Source organism: Bradyrhizobium sp. UFLA03-84, assembly GCF_002289535.1.
In the GTDB taxonomy this organism is placed as follows: domain Bacteria; phylum Pseudomonadota; class Alphaproteobacteria; order Rhizobiales; family Xanthobacteraceae; genus Bradyrhizobium; species Bradyrhizobium viridifuturi.
This window is the reverse complement of sequence record NZ_NSJY01000013.1, coordinates 1,318,301-1,334,723: the sequence shown is the minus strand read 5'-3', so window position 1 is coordinate 1,334,723 and position 16,423 is coordinate 1,318,301. Positions and strand designations below refer to the sequence as shown.

The 16,423-nt window shown below is 65.2% G+C and carries 13 protein-coding genes; 7 read left to right on the top strand and 6 right to left on the bottom strand.

Translation table 11 applies throughout. The features are described 5' to 3' along the window. The first annotated feature begins 6 nt into the window (after positions 1 to 6). From CK489_RS20375 to CK489_RS20360, 4 genes are read left to right on the top strand one after another with little or no spacing between them, the layout of a single operon-like run. The gene (locus tag CK489_RS20375; protein ID WP_095733459.1) at positions 7 to 876 is read left to right on the top strand and encodes a branched-chain amino acid ABC transporter permease; all 870 of its coding nucleotides are present in this window, start codon (positions 7 to 9) and stop codon (positions 874 to 876) included. Next, complete coding sequence (locus tag CK489_RS20370; protein WP_095733458.1) at positions 876 to 1,862, top strand: branched-chain amino acid ABC transporter permease; 987 nt, start codon at positions 876 to 878, stop codon at positions 1,860 to 1,862. The genes CK489_RS20375 and CK489_RS20370 overlap by 1 nt, the downstream gene beginning before the upstream one ends. Positions 1,863 to 1,872: 10 nt before the next feature. Then, positions 1,873 to 2,622, top strand: a complete 750-nt coding sequence (locus CK489_RS20365; RefSeq protein ID WP_050629666.1) for an ABC transporter ATP-binding protein — start codon at positions 1,873 to 1,875, stop codon at positions 2,620 to 2,622. Then, on the top strand, positions 2,615 to 3,319 hold the full coding sequence (locus CK489_RS20360; protein ID WP_050629667.1) for an ABC transporter ATP-binding protein: 705 nt from the start codon (positions 2,615 to 2,617) through the stop codon (positions 3,317 to 3,319). Before CK489_RS20365 ends, CK489_RS20360 begins: the two co-directional genes overlap by 8 nt. A 167-nt stretch (positions 3,320 to 3,486) precedes the next feature. Here CK489_RS20360 and CK489_RS20355 read toward each other — a convergent pair whose 3' ends face one another. Genes CK489_RS20355 through CK489_RS20345 form a run of 3 tightly spaced genes read right to left on the bottom strand, consistent with a single transcriptional unit; the run spans position 3,487 to position 8,592 of the window. Continuing rightward, positions 3,487 to 5,430 (bottom strand): alkyl/aryl-sulfatase, encoded by a 1,944-nt coding sequence (locus tag CK489_RS20355; RefSeq protein WP_095733457.1) that lies wholly within the window; start codon positions 5,428 to 5,430, stop codon positions 3,487 to 3,489. 49 nt (positions 5,431 to 5,479) lie between these two features. Continuing rightward, on the bottom strand, positions 5,480 to 7,300 hold the full coding sequence (locus CK489_RS20350) for a flavin-containing monooxygenase (protein ID WP_095733456.1): 1,821 nt from the start codon (positions 7,298 to 7,300) through the stop codon (positions 5,480 to 5,482). Between the two features lie 47 nt (positions 7,301 to 7,347). Beyond that, positions 7,348 to 8,592, bottom strand: a complete 1,245-nt coding sequence (locus CK489_RS20345; RefSeq protein WP_095733455.1) for an acyl-CoA dehydrogenase family protein — start codon at positions 8,590 to 8,592, stop codon at positions 7,348 to 7,350. Between the two features lie 118 nt (positions 8,593 to 8,710). Here CK489_RS20345 and CK489_RS20340 point away from each other — a divergent pair, with 118 nt between their 5' ends. Together CK489_RS20340 and CK489_RS20335 are read left to right on the top strand one after the other, a co-directional pair. After that, positions 8,711 to 9,499 (top strand): IclR family transcriptional regulator, encoded by a 789-nt coding sequence (locus CK489_RS20340; protein WP_158226478.1) that lies wholly within the window; start codon positions 8,711 to 8,713, stop codon positions 9,497 to 9,499. Between the two features lie 42 nt (positions 9,500 to 9,541). Further along, positions 9,542 to 10,522, top strand: a complete 981-nt coding sequence (locus CK489_RS20335) for a Bug family tripartite tricarboxylate transporter substrate binding protein (protein ID WP_095733453.1) — start codon at positions 9,542 to 9,544, stop codon at positions 10,520 to 10,522. Between the two features lie 7 nt (positions 10,523 to 10,529). Here CK489_RS20335 and CK489_RS20330 read toward each other — a convergent pair whose 3' ends face one another. The 3 genes from CK489_RS20330 to CK489_RS20320 are packed head-to-tail and all read right to left on the bottom strand — an operon-like array spanning position 10,530 to position 14,441. Then, positions 10,530 to 11,633 (bottom strand): ABC transporter ATP-binding protein, encoded by a 1,104-nt coding sequence (locus CK489_RS20330; protein WP_095733452.1) that lies wholly within the window; start codon positions 11,631 to 11,633, stop codon positions 10,530 to 10,532. 15 nt (positions 11,634 to 11,648) lie between these two features. After that, on the bottom strand, positions 11,649 to 12,674 hold the full coding sequence (locus CK489_RS20325) for an ABC transporter substrate-binding protein (protein ID WP_245350439.1): 1,026 nt from the start codon (positions 12,672 to 12,674) through the stop codon (positions 11,649 to 11,651). A gap of 24 nt (positions 12,675 to 12,698) precedes the next feature. Then, positions 12,699 to 14,441: an ABC transporter permease gene (locus tag CK489_RS20320; protein WP_095733735.1), complete on the bottom strand. Its 1,743-nt coding sequence runs from the start codon at positions 14,439 to 14,441 to the stop codon at positions 12,699 to 12,701. A 434-nt stretch (positions 14,442 to 14,875) separates the two neighbouring features. On the opposite strand from CK489_RS20320, the gene CK489_RS20315 reads away from it, so the two are divergent. Further along, positions 14,876 to 16,273 (top strand): MFS transporter, encoded by a 1,398-nt coding sequence (locus tag CK489_RS20315; protein WP_095733451.1) that lies wholly within the window; start codon positions 14,876 to 14,878, stop codon positions 16,271 to 16,273. Positions 16,274 to 16,423 lie beyond the last annotated feature (150 nt).

Sequence of the window (16,423 nt, the reverse complement as noted above, 5' to 3'; positions counted from 1 at the left end):
CATCGCATGTGGGAGACACTGGCCCAGGCCGTGATCAACGGCCTGCTTATCGGCGGCATCTACGCGCTTGTCAGCATCGGCGTCACGCTGATCTTCGGCGTGGTCAAGATCGTGAATTTCGCCCAGGGCGAGTTCGTGATGCTCGGGATGTACATCTCGTTCTTCCTCGCCACCCAGTTCGGCATCGATCCGCTGGTCTCGCTGGTGGTCTCGATGCCGGTGCTGTTCCTCGCCGGCGTGCTGATCCAGCATTTCCTGATCCGCAGGGTGCTCGGGCCGAACGACATGCCGCAGATCTTCCTGACCTTCGCTCTGTCGCTGCTGCTGCTCAATCTCTCGCTGATGCTGTTCAGCGCCAACTACCGCACCGTCCACACCTCCTATTCGGATGCGGCCTGGCACATCGGCGGGCTGTACATTCCCGTGGCAAAGCTGATCGCCTTCGCGGTCGCGATGGCGCTGAGCGGCCTGCTCTGGGTGTTCCTGCACACCACCGATCTCGGCCGCGCCATGCGCGCCGCCTCGCAGAACCGCGACGTCGCGATGCTGATGGGGATCAATCCCAACCGCGTGTTCGCGGTGGCGTTCGGCACCGCGCTAGCGCTCGCAGGCGCCGCCGGCTCGCTCCTGATGCCGTTCTATTCGGCCTATCCATTTGTCGGCCAGGTGTTCGTGCTGATGGCGTTCGTCGCGGTCGTGATGGGGACGCTCGGCAATGTGATGGGCGCGCTGGTCGCGAGCCTGATGATGGGTATCGCGGAATCGCTCGGCATCCAGTTCGTCGGCGCCGATTCCGGCCTCATCGTGGTGTTCGCGCTGCTGCTGTTGACGCTTGCCTTCAGGCCGAGCGGCCTTGGCGCCAGGAGGGGCCGCTGATGCACGCGTCAGGCAACATGAAGTGGCTGTGGCTGGCGGTCGGGGCCGTCATCATGCTCGCTTTGCCGCAGCTCGTCACCTCGTCGTTTGCGGTCGACATCTTCATCCGCATTCTCTTGTTCTCGTTCATCGGCGTCGCCTGGAACCTGATGGGCGGCTATGCCAAGCAGCTATCGCTCGGGCACGCCGCCTATTTCGGCCTCGGCGCCTACACCTCGACCATCATGCAGGTGAACTACGGCATCTCGCCCTGGATCGGGATGATCGCGGGCGGCGTGGTGGCAATGCTGGCGAGCCTGCCGATCGGCTGGCTCTGCTTCCGCCTGCGCGGCCCCTACTTCACCATCGCAACGATCGCGACCGCCCAGGTGCTGATGCTGATATTCCTCAAGTTCCGCGACTTCGCCTGGGGCGCCGAAGGCACCACGATTCCGAACCTCGGCAGCGCGCCGCTGATGATGCAGTTCGAGGAGAAGTCGTCGTATTACTACGTCGTGCTCGGCTTGCTCGTGGTGGGGCTGTGGATCACCCACAGGATCGAGAAATCCTGGATGGGCTACTACCTCGTCGCGATCGGCGAGGATGAGGACGCCGCCGAGGCGGTCGGCGTCAACGCGCCGAAGATCAAGCGTGACATCTACATGATCAGCGCGTTCCTGACCGCGCTCGCCGGCACCTTCTACACCCAGTACATCTACTTCATCGATCCCGCGACCGCGTTCAGCTTCAACGTCTCGATCGAGGCGGCGCTGGTGTCGATCGTCGGCGGCATCGGCACGCTGTGGGGCCCCGTGATCGGCACCGTGCTGCTGGAAACCACCTCGGCGCTGCTGCAGAGCTGGCTCGGCAGCTCGGTGGGCGGCATCCAGCTCACGGTCTACAGCCTGATCCTGATGGCGGTCATCCTGTGGCGGCCGACCGGGCTGATCGGGTTTGCGACCGACGTCTATCACCGCACGCTCCGGCGCAAGCCGGCACGCGCCTGAGGTCGCCCCGATGGCAGAAGCACTGGTCATCAAGGGCCTCAGCAAGCGCTTCGGCGGGTTGCGCGCCGTGCAGGACGTCAGCTTCACCGTACAGGAGAACGAGACGGTCGCGCTGATCGGGCCGAACGGCGCCGGCAAGACCACGAGCTTTCATCTGATCACGGGATTCCACCGGCCGGACTCCGGCTCGGTGCTCGCCTTCGGTCACGAGGTCGTTGGGCTCAAGCCGCATGACGTCTGCGCGCTCGGCATGGCCCGCACCTTTCAGGTCGCCAAACCGTTCGGCGCGATGACGGTGCTCGCCAATGTGATGACCGGCGCCTTCCTGCGCGACCGCCACATTGCCGCCGCGCAAAAGAAGGCACGCGAGGCGATCGAGTTCGTCGGCCTCGGCGCCAAGGAGCAGACCCCGGCCAAAGACCTCACAACGATCGACCAGCGCCGGCTGGAGATGGCCCGCGCGTTGGCGACGCAGCCCAGGATCCTGCTGCTTGATGAGGTGATGGCCGGGCTCAACCCGGCCGAGATCGATCAGGCGGTGGCGCTGGTCAAGAAACTCTCCGCAAGCGGCCTGACCATCGTGATCGTCGAGCATGTGATGCGGGCGATCATGGCGGTGGCCCGCCACATCGTGGTGCTCGACCATGGCCAGAAGATCGCCGAGGGCGCGCCGAAGGAGATCGTGGAGAATCCGGAGGTGATCCGCGCCTATCTCGGTTCCTACGTACATCCGCCGGCGCCGGGAGACGCCCATGCTTGAGCTCGCCCGCGTCAGCGCCAGCTACGGCTCGGTCCCCGCCATCACCGATGTCAGCATCTCCATTGGCGAGGGCGAAGCCGTCGGCCTGTTAGGTGCCAACGGTGCCGGCAAGAGCACGACGCTGCGCGCGGTCTCCGGCCTTGTCAAACTGTTCGCGGGCAAGGTCACCTTCGACGGCGTCGACCTCGCCGCGCTCCCGCCCTACCGGATCCCCGAGCTCGGCATCGCGCATGTCCCGGAAGGCCGCCAGGTGTTTCCCGAGATGACGGTGCAGGAGAACCTCGAGATCGGCGCCTATACGCCGAAGGCGAAAGCAGATCGCGTACGCACGATGGAGTTGGTCTACAGCATCTTCCCGCGGCTCGCCGACCGCAGGAAGCAGCTCGCCGGCACCATGAGCGGCGGCGAGCAGCAGATGGTCGCGGTCGGCCGCGGGCTGATGCTGAAGCCACGCCTGTTGATGCTGGACGAGCCGTCACTCGGGCTCGCTCCCGTCATGACTGATGTCACCTTCGAGAAGATCGGCGAGATCCACAAGATGGGCACCGCGATCCTGCTCGTCGAGCAGAATGTCAGCCGCGCGCTGTCACTGGTGCAGCGCGCCTATGTGCTGGAAAGCGGCAACGTGATCATGCAGGGAAGCAGCGCCGAGCTCGCCAACAACAAGCAGGTGCAGGCGGCATATCTCGGAATTTGAATCGGCACTCAACAACCCGTCATCCTGAGGTGCGAGCCTTGCGGTGCACTTGCACCGTTGGGCGAGCCTCGAGGGATGAATCGGCCACCAGCCGGGCCGTCGACCCTTCGAGACGCGCGCAAGAGCGCGCTCCTCAGGGTGACGGTCAACGTTCGGCACATACGGCTCTACCTCACCACCGTCCGCTTCGGCTCGACGATCTCGAACATCCGCGGAAACTCGTCCATCAGCATCATCAACTCGCCGAGCCGCAGCGGCTCGCCGGATACCTTGACCTTGCCAGCACCGACCGCTTCCGGGAACGTGGTCAGCTTTGCGATCAGCTCGTCGAGCACGCTGCGCGCCAGCGTGAAGCTGGCATGCGCATCGGCCGCTTGCGCGCCCTTGACGTAGGTCAGGGCGGAGTTCTCGAGATTGAGCACGAAGCTCTCGCCGGTGTCGGTAAAGCTCCAGTTCAATACGATGCGCTTGCCTTCGGCCTTGGGACCGTTGAGGCGGATGCCGAGCACGTCCCAGAGCTGCTCAGTGCGCAGCGCGGCGAGCGTCTCGCGCGGCATCGGCGAGCGCGGCGGCGTCTTCGGCATGCCCTGCCGCAGCTCCTGGGCACCGAACAGATAGGCATTGCGCCAGGTCGAACTCTCAGCCGCGTAGCCGAGCTGCTCGTACGTGTCGGCCAGCAATGCGCGCGCCGCCTGGTTGTCCGGCTCGGCGAACACGAGATGGCTGACGGCCTGCGCGACAAAGCGGAACTCGCCCTTGGCGACGTCGGCCGCGGCGCGTTTCAAGATCGCGTCGGCGCCGCCCATATACTCGACATACTTCCGGCCGGCCTCGACCGGCGGCAGCGGATCGAGGTTGACCGGATTGGCGTCGTACCAGCCGAGATACTTCTGGTAGATCGCCTTCACATTGTGGCGGATATGGCCGTAATAGCCGCGGCCGTGCCAGGCGCCCTCCAAGCTCTGCGGCAGCCGGATCGTCTCGGCAATCTCGGCTGCGTTGAGGCCGTGGTTCATCAACCGGATGGTCTGGTCGTGCGCATATTTATAGAGGTCGCGCTGCTCGCGGATCATGGTGTCGATCCGCTCCCGCCCCCACACCGGCCAATGATGCTGGCCGCACATCGCCTCCGCCTTGCCGCCCCACATCTGCAGCGCCTCGCCGAGATATTTCGACCAGGCCAACGCATCGCGCACATCGGCGCCGCGGAACGGCAGCAGGTTGTGGAAATTGTGCGTGCAGTTCTCCGCGAGGTTCAGGAGCTTGTAGCGCGGGATGAAGAAGTGCATCTCCGCGGGCGCTTCGCTGTTCGGCGCCATCTGGAATTCGAACTCGACGCCGTCGATCACACGCTTGTCGCCGGTCGCGATGATCAGGTCGGTCGGCCGCAGCAGCGCGACGCCGCCGGCCGCCATGGTCTTGCCGAGGCCGCAATCGACATGGCCGCGCACGCCCTTGGCCAGGAACGGCCCGAACTGGTACTGCGCACGACGCAGCATCGCCGGTCCCGCGATGATGTTCTCGGAGACCGCGTGCTCCATGAACAAGTTTGGCGCGATGATCGGCACGCCCGCCGCCAGCATGGCGTCGTCGACCACGCCGCGCGCGCCGCCCCAATGGTCGGTGTGGGTATGGGTGAAGATGACTGCGGCGACCGGCCGCTTGCCACGATGCTGGAAATACAACTCCATTGCAGCGCGTGCACCTTCGATCGAGGTCAACGTGTCGACCACGATCACGCCCTTGTCGCCCTCGATCAGCGTCATGTTGGCGATGTCGAGGCCGCGCACCTGGTAGACACCCGGCACCACCTCGAACAGGCCGTGATGCATGTTGAGGCGCGACTGCCGCCACAGGCTCGGATCGACGGTCGCGGGCGCCTTCTCCTCGGACAGGAAGCCGTAGGGCTCGAGGCTCCAGACCACCCGCCCCTGCGCCGAGGTGATGCGCGCATGCTCGATGGTGCCGAGGAAGCCGCGCGCGGCGTCATCGAAGTCACGCGTATTGGCGAACGGCAGCGCCTTCAGCGTCGCCTCGTGCTGCGCGATGACCGGCGCGGATGCCGCCTTCGGACCTTCGTGCGACGTCTCACCTGCGGTTGTCTGGGTCATACTCAGGCACTCCCTCGTTGGGCAGAAATCAGTCCCGATCGCGCACCGGTCAGCGGAATTGCACGCCTTCGAACTGGCCGCTGCGGCGCCACTCGTCGATATATTTGAAATAGGCCAGCGCGCCCGCCGGATAGCCGACATTGAGCTTGGCCGCCGGCCCGGGCTCGCGTCCCTCGTTGTTGTAATAGCCCGGCGTGCAATCAGGCCCGCCGATCATCCGGCCGACCGCAGTCAGCAGCAGCTCGACCCAGCGGTCCTCGGCGTCCTTGCTGACTTCGATTTCCTTGAAGTCGTTGGCCTGCGCGTGTCCGACCATCAGGGCGATGGTGCGCGCCGCCTCGGTCAGATTATGCGGCACGTTGGAGATCAGATTGGCGCCCTGCGTCGGCTGCACGAAGAACAGGTTCGGGAAACCATGGACATGGATGCCGTGCTTGGTGCGCATGCCCTCGCCCCAATACTCCGACAGCTTGATGCCGTCGCGGCCCGTCGCGTCGAAACCCGCCCGCCGCTTATACTCGGTGCCGACCTCGAAGCCGGACGCGTAGATGATGCAGTCGAGCTTGTATTCCTTGCCCGCGACGACGATCCCGTTCTCGGTGATCTCTTCGACGCCCTTGCCGTCGGTATCGACCAGGTGGGTGCCCGGCGTGTTGAACGCCTGCAGATAGGCGTCGTGGAAACATGGCCGCTTGCAGAGCTGGCCGTACCAGGCCTTGAGGTTTTTCGCGGTGCCGGAATCGCGAACGATGGTGTCGACCCGGTTGCGGATCTCCTCCATCTTCTCGAAGTCGGAATCCTCGAACACCGCCCGCATGTTCTCAAGGGTGCGCTGCTCGCGCGGCAGCAGCATCACCTTGGCGCGGATCCGCTTCGACAAGTCGGTCCAGCCGTCCTGAACGAGATCTTCCTCTGCCGATCCGCCGGCCTGGTTGGCGGTGAAGTTCTCCAGCCAGCGCTGCTGCCAACCCGGCGTCGCGATATCGGCAAACCAGTCGGGATCGATCGGGCCGTTGCCGCGCACGTCGACCGACGACGGCGTGCGCTGGAACACGTAGAGCTCCTTGCAGGCGCGCGCGAGATGCGGAATGCACTGCACCGACGTCGCGCCGGTGCCGATGATGCCGACGCGCTTGTCGGCAAGCTTGTCCATCGGCGCGCCCTTGGGATCGCCGCCGGTGTAGTCGTAGTCCCAGCGGCTGGTGTGGAACGAGTGGCCCTTGAAGCGCTCGATGCCGGGAATGCCCGGCAGCTTCGGCACATGCAGTGGGCCGGTGCCGATGCCGACATATTGCGCGGTGAACGCATCGCCCCGCGTCGTGCGGATGATCCAGCGCGATTGCGTCGCGTCCCAGCCGAGGCCCGTCACCTCGGTGTGGAACAGCGCATTGTCGTAGAGACCGAATTGCCTGCCGATCCGCTGGCAGTGCGCCAGGATTTCCGGCGCATGCGCGTATTTCTCCGACGGCATGTGGCCGGTCTCTTCGAGCAGCGGCATATAGACCATCGACGCCGTGTCGCACTGCGCGCCGGGATACCGGTTCCAGTACCAGGTGCCGCCGAAATCGCCGCCCTTCTCGACGATGCGGACATCCTTGACGCCGACCTCGGTCAGCCGCGCCGCGGTGGCGAGCCCGGCAAAACCGCCGCCGATGAAAGCGAAGGTGACGTGATCGGTCTTCGGCGCGCGCTCCACCACCGGCGTGTAGGGATCCTCGAGATAATGTGCGAGCTGGCCCTTGATCTGGAGATACTGGTCATTGCCGTCGGGACGCAGCCGCTTGTTGCGCTCCTCGCGATATTTCGAGCGCAGCCGCTCCTTGTCGATCGCGGCGGGCTTTGCGTCTCGGGCTTGCTCGGTCATCGTCATCGGAAGGCGCCTCGTTCAGGAAATTTCGGTGGATACTCTAGCGCCGCTTAGGCGGGATGTGCAGCAAGATAGGGCGAGTTGGCGATCGACCAGTCCGGCATCGGCTCCATCCGGAAGATCTGCCGCAGATGGACCTCGTCGGGCCCGTCGCCGATCCGGAGCAGTCGCCCCCACGCCAACGCCTGATGGATCGGCGTGTCGTCGGAGCCACCCATCGCGCCGAACACCTGCATCGCACGGTCGGCGATCTTCTGCAGCATCGCCGGCACCGCGACCTTGATCAGCGAGACGTCGCGCCAAGCGCTGTGATGGCCGGCCTGATCGAGCCGCCAGGCGCAGCGATAGGCGAGCAGCCGCGCCTGCTCCAGCTCGACGCGGGATTCGGCGATCCAGCGCTGCACGGTGTCGTACTGGATCACGGTGCGGCCGAACGCGCTGCGCTCCGCGGCGCGCGCCATCATCAGCTCGATCAAGAGCTCGCAGAGCCCGATCGAGCGCATGCAGTGGTGGATGCGCGCCGGCCCGAGCCGGACCTGCGCGACCTTGAAGCCCTCGCCCTCGGCGCCGAGCAGGTTCTCCGCCGGCACCCGGACATTGTCGAACACGAGCTCGCCGATCGGCGCGACATGATCCTCGCAGCCCATCCAGCGCAGCCGCCGCACCAGCCGCACGCCGGGCGCATCCATCGGCACGATGATGCAGGAATGGCGGCTGGTGCGCTCGGCGCCGGCGTCCGTCACACCCATGACGATCAGGAAACTGCAGCGCGGATGCGCGGCGCCGGTGATGAACCACTTCCGCCCGTTGATCACGTAGTGATCGCCGTCGCGCACCATCCGGGTTGCGATATTGGTGGCATCGGACGAGGCCACATCGGGCTCGGTCATGCCGAAGGCCGAGCGCGTCTCGGCATTGAGCAGCGGCGCCAGCCAGCGCGTCTTCTGTTCCGGCGTCGCGCAGTTCTGCAACGCGATAATGTTCGGCACGTCGGGCGCCTGGCAGTTGAACACCTCCGGCGCCCACAACAGCCGTCCCATGATCTCGGCGAGCGGCGCGTAGTCGAGATTGGAGAGCCGCGTGCCCGGCTCATCATCGGCGAGTTCAGGCAGGCCGAGATTCCACAGGCCCGCCGCCCGCGCTTTCCGCTGCAGCTCGGCCATGAACGGCGGCGCGTCGTTGTGGGCGCGGACGTGGTCGAGCCAGGCGCGATGGCGCGGCAGCACCTCCTGCTCGAAGAAGGCCAGCAGATCGCGTCGCCAACGCTCCGATCGCTCGGACAGACCGAAATCCATGCCGCCTCCCGTCCCTTTGGGACCGTCCCCTTGGGCGTTAGATAAGCCCATGTCGAAACGATTTGCAAATTCATTTCGATATATTGACATTTCTACCTCTTTGGGACCATTATTTCGCATGGCGGCATTGTCCTCGCTTGAACCCCAGACCGACCCGTCCTTTGCGACCACCCTGGCGCATGGGCTCGATGTGCTGGCGGCGTTCCGCAACCACGCAGGTCCACTCTCGAATGCGGAGCTTGCCGAACACACCGGCCTGTCGCGACCGACCGTTTCGCGCCTGACCTACACGCTGGAGCAGCTCGGCTATCTCAGGCGCGACGCCAAGGGCCGCTTCGTGCTCGGCCTCGGCGTGCTTGCCGCTGCCTATCCGGTGCTGTCATCGCTCAAGGTCCGTCAGCTCGCGCGCCCCCTGATGCGTGACTTCGCTGCCTACACCGGCGGCACGGTGTCGATCGCAATGCCGTTCGGGCTCGACTTCATCTATGTCGAGACGCTGCGCACCACGGACGCGGTGCCGCACGTGCCTGACGTCGGCTTCGTCTCCTCGCTGGCGCCGACCGCGGTCGGGCGCGCGCTGCTGTCGCTGTTCACCACGGAGGAACGCGACGCCTATGTCGCGCGCGTGAAGGCCGAACGCCCCGAGGAGCTCGACTATGTCGAGCGGCGCACGCTGCCGGACGTCGAGCTCTGCAACGAGCGCGGCTTCGCGGTCTCGCTCGGCGAATGGCGTCGCGAGATTTTCGGCGTCGCCGCGCCATTGTATCGCACGCCCGCCGGCGAATGCCTGTCGGTCAATTGCGGCATCCCCTCGTTTCGCTTCAGCGCCGAGCAGATCGAGCGCGAATGCGGGCCGCGCATCCTCGGGCTCGCCCGCAGCATCCGCTCACTGGTGGCGAACGACTAAGACGCATCGCGCAGACGATGCGACAGACATGGGGAGGGAGACATGCGCGGCATCGCAACCGCCATTCGACTGCTCGCGGCAATCGCATTCATCCCGCTGGTTAGCGCCGGCGCCAAGGCGCAGGACAATTACCCGAGCCGGCCGATCCACATCGTCGTGCCCTACCCCGCCGGCGGCATCGTCGACATCGTCGCGCGCGCGGTGACCGAGCAGGTCGGCCGCGACTGGAAGCAGACCGTCGTGGTGGAGGCGCGTCCCGGCGGCAACAGCAATATCGGCACCGCCGCGGTCGCGCGTAGCGAGCCGGACGGCTACACCTGGCTCGTCACCGGCCCCGCTTTGCTGGTCAACCCCGATCTCTACAAGGATGCCGGCTGGAGCGCGGCCAAGGATTTCGCCTGCGTCGGCCTCGCGGTCTGGAATCAAAGCGTCGCGCTGGTGCATCCGTCGATGCCGGTGAAGACGATCGGCGAGTTCGTCGAGCTGGCCCGCAAGCGGCCCGGAGAGTTCAATTTCGGCAATCCCGGCACCGGATCGTCGATCGATCTCAGCGCGCAGAAGCTGTTTCAGGTCGCCGGGATCAAGCTGACCAATGTCGGCTACAAGGGCCAGCCGCAGGCGTTGATCGACCTGATGACCAACCTGATGCATTTCGAAATCGTCTCGCTCGAACTCGCGCTGCCACACATCAAGGCCGGCAGCGTCAAGCCGCTCGCGGTGTTCACCGACAAGCGCGTCCCCGACCTGCCGGAGGTCCCGACGATTGCAGAGGCCGGCTTCGCCGAGGCCGCCTACGTGCCCTGGTACGGCATCTACCTGCCGGCTGCCACGCCGGCACCGCTGCTTGCGAAGATCAATGCGGCGATCAACAAGGCGTTGCAGAACCCCGACGTGCAGCGCCAGCTGTCGCTTGCCAACATCCCGGGCAAGCCGATGTCGCTCGACGAGCTCGCCGCGCTGATGAAGGCCGATCAGCAGAAACTGACGACGGTGATCAAGACGTCTGGAATGGCGCTGCAGTAACTTCTTGTCAGTCAGGAGACGCGGGCCCGGTGTCGCGATAGGCCCACAGGCATTCGCGGGGCAACACGACCTGTGCCTCGACGCCGACCTGATGACGCGCGGCGGTGCCGAGCTCGATCGCTTCGAGCCGTTTGCCGAACAGCTCGATGCCATAGGCGGTCTGGGTGCCCTGGTATCGGCGGTCGAGCACTTTTGCCGCAAACGTATTGGCGCCATCGGGCCGGCCGATCGCGATGTTCTCGGGCCGCAGCGCGACGCGTACCTTCTCGTCGGGATTAAGCGGCTGGAACAGGGCCACCTCGCCTTGCCGGCCGTCGCCGAAATCGACCACGCCGTAGCGGCCGTCGCATGCGACCAGCCGGCCGGCAAGCTCGTTGGTCGCGCCGGTGAAATTGGCGACGAACAAATCGGCGGGACGATTGTAGATCACGTCGGGCGTGTCCATCTGCAACAACTTGCCGTCGCGCATGACACCGATGCGGTCGCCGAGCACGACCGCCTCGGCCTGATCATGGGTGACATAGAGCGCAGTCATCCCGGTCTGCTTGAGGATGACACGGAGATCATCGCGCAGCCGCAGGCGCAGTTTGGCATCGAGATTCGACAACGGCTCGTCCAGCAGCAAGAGTTGCGGCCGGTACACCATGCTGCGCGCCAGCGCGACGCGCTGCATCTGCCCGCCCGACAGCGCCACCACCGGCCGGTCGGCATAGTCTGACAGCCCGACCAGCGCCAGCGCGTCCTCGACCATGCGAGCGGCATCGGTGTGCCCGACCGTGCGGTGCTTCAGCGGATAGCTGACGTTCTGCCTCACCGTCATATGTGGCCACACCGCATAGGACTGGAACACCATGCCGAGATTGCGCGCACGCGGCGGCACCAGGACGCCGCGCGCCGGCGAGGAGACCACCCGCCCGGAAATGCTGATCTCGCCGCCGGTCGGATGCTCGAGCCCCGCGACGCAGCGCAGCGTCGTGGTCTTGCCGCATCCGGATGGCCCCAGCAGCACCACGATCTCGCCGGCCGGCACATTGAAGCTGACGCCATCGATGGCCGGACGGCCGATCGCAAACTGCTTCCTGAGATCGGTGACTTCGAGCGTCGCCGTCATCGCCTGCCTCGTCGCCTATTGCCGATAACCGAACGTCTTGTCCCACTCCGCGACCCATGCCGCGTGCAGCTTCACATACTGGTCGAAGTTCGGGTACCAGAGCTTGACCACCTTGGGATCGAATCCTTCCGGGAAGGCCGGCGGCTCCTTCAATGAGGTGAGATTGCCGAGCTCCTTGATCATGAAGGTCTGCCCCTCCTTCGACAGGCACCAGTTCAGGAACAGCTTTGCCGCGTTGGGGTGAGCTGCCGTCTTTGGAATCCCGCTCGCATAGGGATTGACCGGAGAGCCCTCTGGTGGGAAGAAGATCTCGATCGGCGCGCCGTCCTTCTTCTTTTGATAGACTACGTTGTAGAGCAGCGGCGCGATCGCGATCTCGCCGCGCACCAGCGCATCGGCGGTCGGCGCGCCCGAGGGATAGAGCACCGGATGGGTCGCCGCCTGCTTCGCCCAATAATCTTCGCCGAGCACCTGGCGCTCGAACATGATCCGCGTCCAGGTGGTGCCGCCGGACTGCGCGAACACCTGGCCGATCAGCTTGTCATATTGCCGCTTGGTCAGGTCCATCCAGGATTTCGGCGGATCCTTCACCAGCTCCGTGTTGTAGGCGATTGACCAGGCGATCGTGGCGCGCGGCCACAGCTTCGGTGAGATCAGTGCATGCGGATCATAGTCGGCCGCATTCGGTGGCGCGTAGTCCTGGAACAGATCTTCCAATGGCTGCATCAGCGCGCGATCGGAGTGGTCGACGACGTCGGCGATCAGCTTGCCGGCCGCAGCCTCGGTCTTCACGCGGGTGATGAGTTGGCCGCCGGGCGCACGGACCATCTCGACCGTGATCTCGGGAAAGCGCTTGTTGAAGGCCTTGATCACCTGCTGTTCGATCTCGGCGAAGTTTGCCGTGTAGTAGACGAGCTTGCCTTCGGACTTGGCCGCCGCGATCAGCTCCGCCGAGCCCAACTCCTGCGCCCGTGCCGCCGGCGCCAGCACAAGCGTCGCCGCGCTTGCCAGCGCCAGTGTGGTGAAGGTTCGTCTATCCATCGCCAATCCTCCCCTCGTTTGTTGTTATCCGGTTCGCGCCACGTTGCGTTGCGCGGACCCGCGCGACAGCCAGTTGGCACCGCCGATCAGGACCCCGAGCAACACCGTCTGCACCAGGCTGAAGGCCGCGGTCTTGCCGATATTGCCGCCTTCGTAGTAGTCGAGCAGCAGCACCGACATCACCATCGTGTTGCTCGTGTAGAGGAACAGCGACGAGCCGAGCTCGCGGATCGCCAGCACAAACAGCAGCGTCATCGAGGCCAGCACGCCTGGGCGCGCCAGCGGCAGCACGATCGACGTGATGGTGCCGAGCATGCCGCGGCCGCAGACCCAGGCGGCCTCCTCGAGCTCGCGATGGATCTGCAGGAACGAGGTCGACAGCGCCTTCACGGTGTCGGGCATGAAGCGCGCGATGAAGGCGAGCGCGAGAATCCAGATCGTGCCGTAGAGCCCGCCGGGCACGCCGATCCAGGCCCAGAGATAGGCGACGCCGACCACGAGCCCCGGGATCGCGACCGGCAGCGTCGAGATCAGGTCGATGGCGCCGCGCCCGGCGACGCGGGTACGATGAATGGTGTAGCCGATCGCAAAGGCCAGCGCGCCGCCGACGACCGCCGTGATGATTCCGACCTCGATCGCGTTGTAGATCGACTTCAAGGTCAGCGGATTGTCGAAGATGCTCTCGAAATGCATCAACGAGTATTGCCGCATGTCGAACAGGCTGGCTGCATCGCGGATGAACATGAACTTGCGGAAGGCCGCAACGATCAATGCCAGCGACGGCAGCACCACGACGATCAGGAGATAGACGATGCCGAGCGCGAAGGTGAGCCAGCGCCACGGCCCGAGATCGAGGCTGCGGGGCCGGTATGCCTTGCCGGCGACGGTGGTATAGCTGCGCCCGCTGAGCAATTTTTGCTGCAGATAGACCAGCAGCCCCGTCACCACCATCAGGATGATCGCGACGGCGGCTGCGGTGTTGTAGAGCGGCGGCGACCAGTTGGTGAGCTTGAAGATGTAGGTCGTCAGCACATTCAGATTGGTCGGCGCGCCGAGCACGGCTGGGATGCCGTAGATGCCGAGCATCACGATGAACGACAGCAGCATGCCCGAGACGATCGCCGGCATGATCAGGGGGAACGTCACCGTGAACAGGGTGGCGAGCGGGCTGGCGCCGGAGATTTCAGCGGCCTCCTCCAGGCTCGGGTCCATGTTGCGCAGCGCCGACGAGGTGAACATGTAGACATAGGGCGCGTAGTAGATACCGAACACGAACACCAGCCCCCACATCGAATAGAGATCGATGCGGAGGTCCGATCCCATCCACTTGAACATCGTGTTGATCAGCCCGGTCTTCGGCGAGCCGAGGATGGCCCAGGCAACGCCCGCCACCAGCGGCGGCGCAAACAGCGGCAGGATGCTGGCTGCGGCGATGAAGCCCTTGAACGGCGTGTTGGTGCGAACCACGATCCAGGAGAACAAGAGCCCGATCGCGACCGCGATCAGCGTGCCGCCGCCGCAAGCGATCAACGTGTTGAGCAGCGCTTCGCCGACATTCGGATTGGCGAGCACGGCGAGGAAATTGGCGATCGACAGATGGCTGAGGCTGAGGCGGATGCCGTCGACCACCGGATTGGTGTCGGTGAGCGCGCCGAGCAACAGCATCAAGACGGGATAGATCACCAGGAAGCCGAGGATCGCCAGCAATGCCGCGACCCAGAGGCCGGTGAATGCGCGGCGCCGGGTTCCCTCGCTGGCGCTTCGCATGGCTTCGCTGCGCCGGTCGGCCTGTCCGTGCAATGCGCTCGTCCCTCTTGCGGTCCGATCTGACGTCGGGCCTGCTTGTATACCAAGGGTAGTCGATCGCGCCCGTGACGCAAGCTATCCGAAAGTCGTCTGCGTGCGGTTGTGTGACACAGCAAAGGAACATGAGTTGGGCGGTCTAATGAACCTGTCGAACAGCTTGTTCGGTGTCATCACCCGCGCATGCGGGTGATCCGGTATTCCGGAGACGACCGAGAAGAATGAAAGCCCGCGGCTCCTTCCCAGGCGTCGTCCCGGCGAAGGCCGGGACGACACTGAATTTGCGCGCGGCCTGCCGGCGCCCTCGGCAACACCTCTTCGCATACGCATCATGCAATGACGCGGCTGGGGAACGCGATGCCGGCGTAGTACATGGCTTGCCGGAGACCGTTTCAGACATGCTCGAGAAGACCCCGACCACCGCGGCAGCGGCGCCAATCACCGATGGATTGCCGTGGGAGACCCGACGCTGGGCGGTGGCCGCGATCTTCACGGCGCTGGCGATGGCCTCGCTCGACACCGCGATAGCCAACATCGCGCTGCCGGCGATTGCGAGCGATCTGCATGTCAGCCCTGCCGAGGTGGTCTGGGTCGTCAACGTCTATCAGATCGCCCTGGTCGCAACGCTGCTGCCGCTCGGCGCACTCGGCGAAATCGTCGGCCACCAGCGGATCTATCTCGCCGGCCTGCTGCTGTTCACATTGGCGTCACTCGGCTGTGCGCTGGCATGGTCACTGCCGAGCCTTCTGGTCGCGCGGACCTTGCAGGGCCTCGGCGCCAGCGGCCTGATGAGCGTCAACACCGCGCTGGTGCGCTTCGTCTATCCGAGCCGGATGCATGGCCGAGGCTTCGGCCACAATGCGCTCGTGGTCGCGACCGCCTTCACGCTGGGGCCGACCATCGCCTCCGGCATCCTCGCGCTCGGGACCTGGCCCTGGCTGTTCGCCGTCAACCTTCCGTTCGGCATCATCGCATTGCTGATCGGCATGAAGACGCTGCCGAAGACGCCGCGCGCCAAACACGCCTTCGACTTCACCGGTGCAGCCCTTGCCTGCGCCTGCCTCGGCCTGTTCATCATCGGCATTGGCAGCGCCGCCCACAAGGCAACGCCTGCGCTTGTTATCGCCGAGCTCGTCGGCGCGCTCGTATTCGGCTGGATCCTGACCCGGCGGCATGCCGATCATCCGGCGCCGATGTTGCCGATCGATCTGTTCCGCCGACCGATCTTTGCGCTGTCGGCCGCGACCGCCGTCTGCTCATTCGCGGTGCAGGGCCTCGCCTTCGTCTCGCTGCCATTCTATTTCGAGGACATCTTGCATCGCTCGCAGGTCGAGACCGGCTTCTTCATGACGCCCTGGCCGCTGGTGGTCGCCTTCATGGCGCCGATCGGCGGCCGGCTGTCGGACCGCTATCCGGCCGGCATCCTCGGCGGCATCGGCATGCTGCTGCTCGGCCTTGGCATGGTGCTGCTCGCAACCCTGCCGGCGGAGCCCAGCGTCGCCAACATCGTCTGGCGCACCATGATCTGCGGCATCGGTTTCGGCTTTTTCCAGACCCCCAACATGAAGGCGATCATGTCGAGCGCCCCGTCGCACCGCAGCGGCAGCGCCAGCGGCATCGTTGCGACCGCTCGTCTGACCGGGCAGACCACCGGCGCCGCCCTCGCCGCCCTCTGCTTCGCATTGGCCGATCGCGAAGGCGCCACCGTTGCGCTGGCGCTGGGCGCCGGATTTGCCGCGCTCGGCAGCGTGATGAGCTCCCTGCGTTTGGCCGTCGCCTCACCGCAAAAGACATAACAGGCATGTAACGCGCGCAATGCGCGACCATACACCGCGGCATCAACATTCTTCCGCGCTGCAAGCGCATATTCTTGATTTGAACCGTTCCAGTTTCGAGGCCAACATCGTGCTGAAGTCCAGTCGGAGGATTGGACCCATTCAGGGGAA

Excerpts from the sequence above, each read along its gene's own strand:
- CK489_RS20375 (WP_095733459.1), top strand. The coding sequence starts at position 7 with ATGTGGGAGACACTGGCCCAGGCCGTGATCAACGGCCTGCTTATCGGC.
- CK489_RS20370 (WP_095733458.1), top strand. The coding sequence starts at position 876 with ATGCACGCGTCAGGCAACATGAAGTGGCTGTGGCTGGCGGTCGGGGCC.
- CK489_RS20365 (WP_050629666.1), top strand. The coding sequence starts at position 1,873 with ATGGCAGAAGCACTGGTCATCAAGGGCCTCAGCAAGCGCTTCGGCGGG.
- CK489_RS20360 (WP_050629667.1), top strand. The coding sequence starts at position 2,615 with ATGCTTGAGCTCGCCCGCGTCAGCGCCAGCTACGGCTCGGTCCCCGCC.
- CK489_RS20355 (WP_095733457.1), bottom strand. The coding sequence starts at position 5,430 with ATGACCCAGACAACCGCAGGTGAGACGTCGCACGAAGGTCCGAAGGCG.
- CK489_RS20350 (WP_095733456.1), bottom strand. The coding sequence starts at position 7,300 with ATGACGATGACCGAGCAAGCCCGAGACGCAAAGCCCGCCGCGATCGAC.
- CK489_RS20345 (WP_095733455.1), bottom strand. The coding sequence starts at position 8,592 with ATGGATTTCGGTCTGTCCGAGCGATCGGAGCGTTGGCGACGCGATCTG.
- CK489_RS20340 (WP_158226478.1), top strand. The coding sequence starts at position 8,711 with ATGGCGGCATTGTCCTCGCTTGAACCCCAGACCGACCCGTCCTTTGCG.
- CK489_RS20335 (WP_095733453.1), top strand. The coding sequence starts at position 9,542 with ATGCGCGGCATCGCAACCGCCATTCGACTGCTCGCGGCAATCGCATTC.
- CK489_RS20330 (WP_095733452.1), bottom strand. The coding sequence starts at position 11,633 with ATGACGGCGACGCTCGAAGTCACCGATCTCAGGAAGCAGTTTGCGATC.
- CK489_RS20325 (WP_245350439.1), bottom strand. The coding sequence starts at position 12,674 with ATGGATAGACGAACCTTCACCACACTGGCGCTGGCAAGCGCGGCGACG.
- CK489_RS20320 (WP_095733735.1), bottom strand. The coding sequence starts at position 14,441 with ATGCGAAGCGCCAGCGAGGGAACCCGGCGCCGCGCATTCACCGGCCTC.
- CK489_RS20315 (WP_095733451.1), top strand. The coding sequence starts at position 14,876 with ATGCTCGAGAAGACCCCGACCACCGCGGCAGCGGCGCCAATCACCGAT.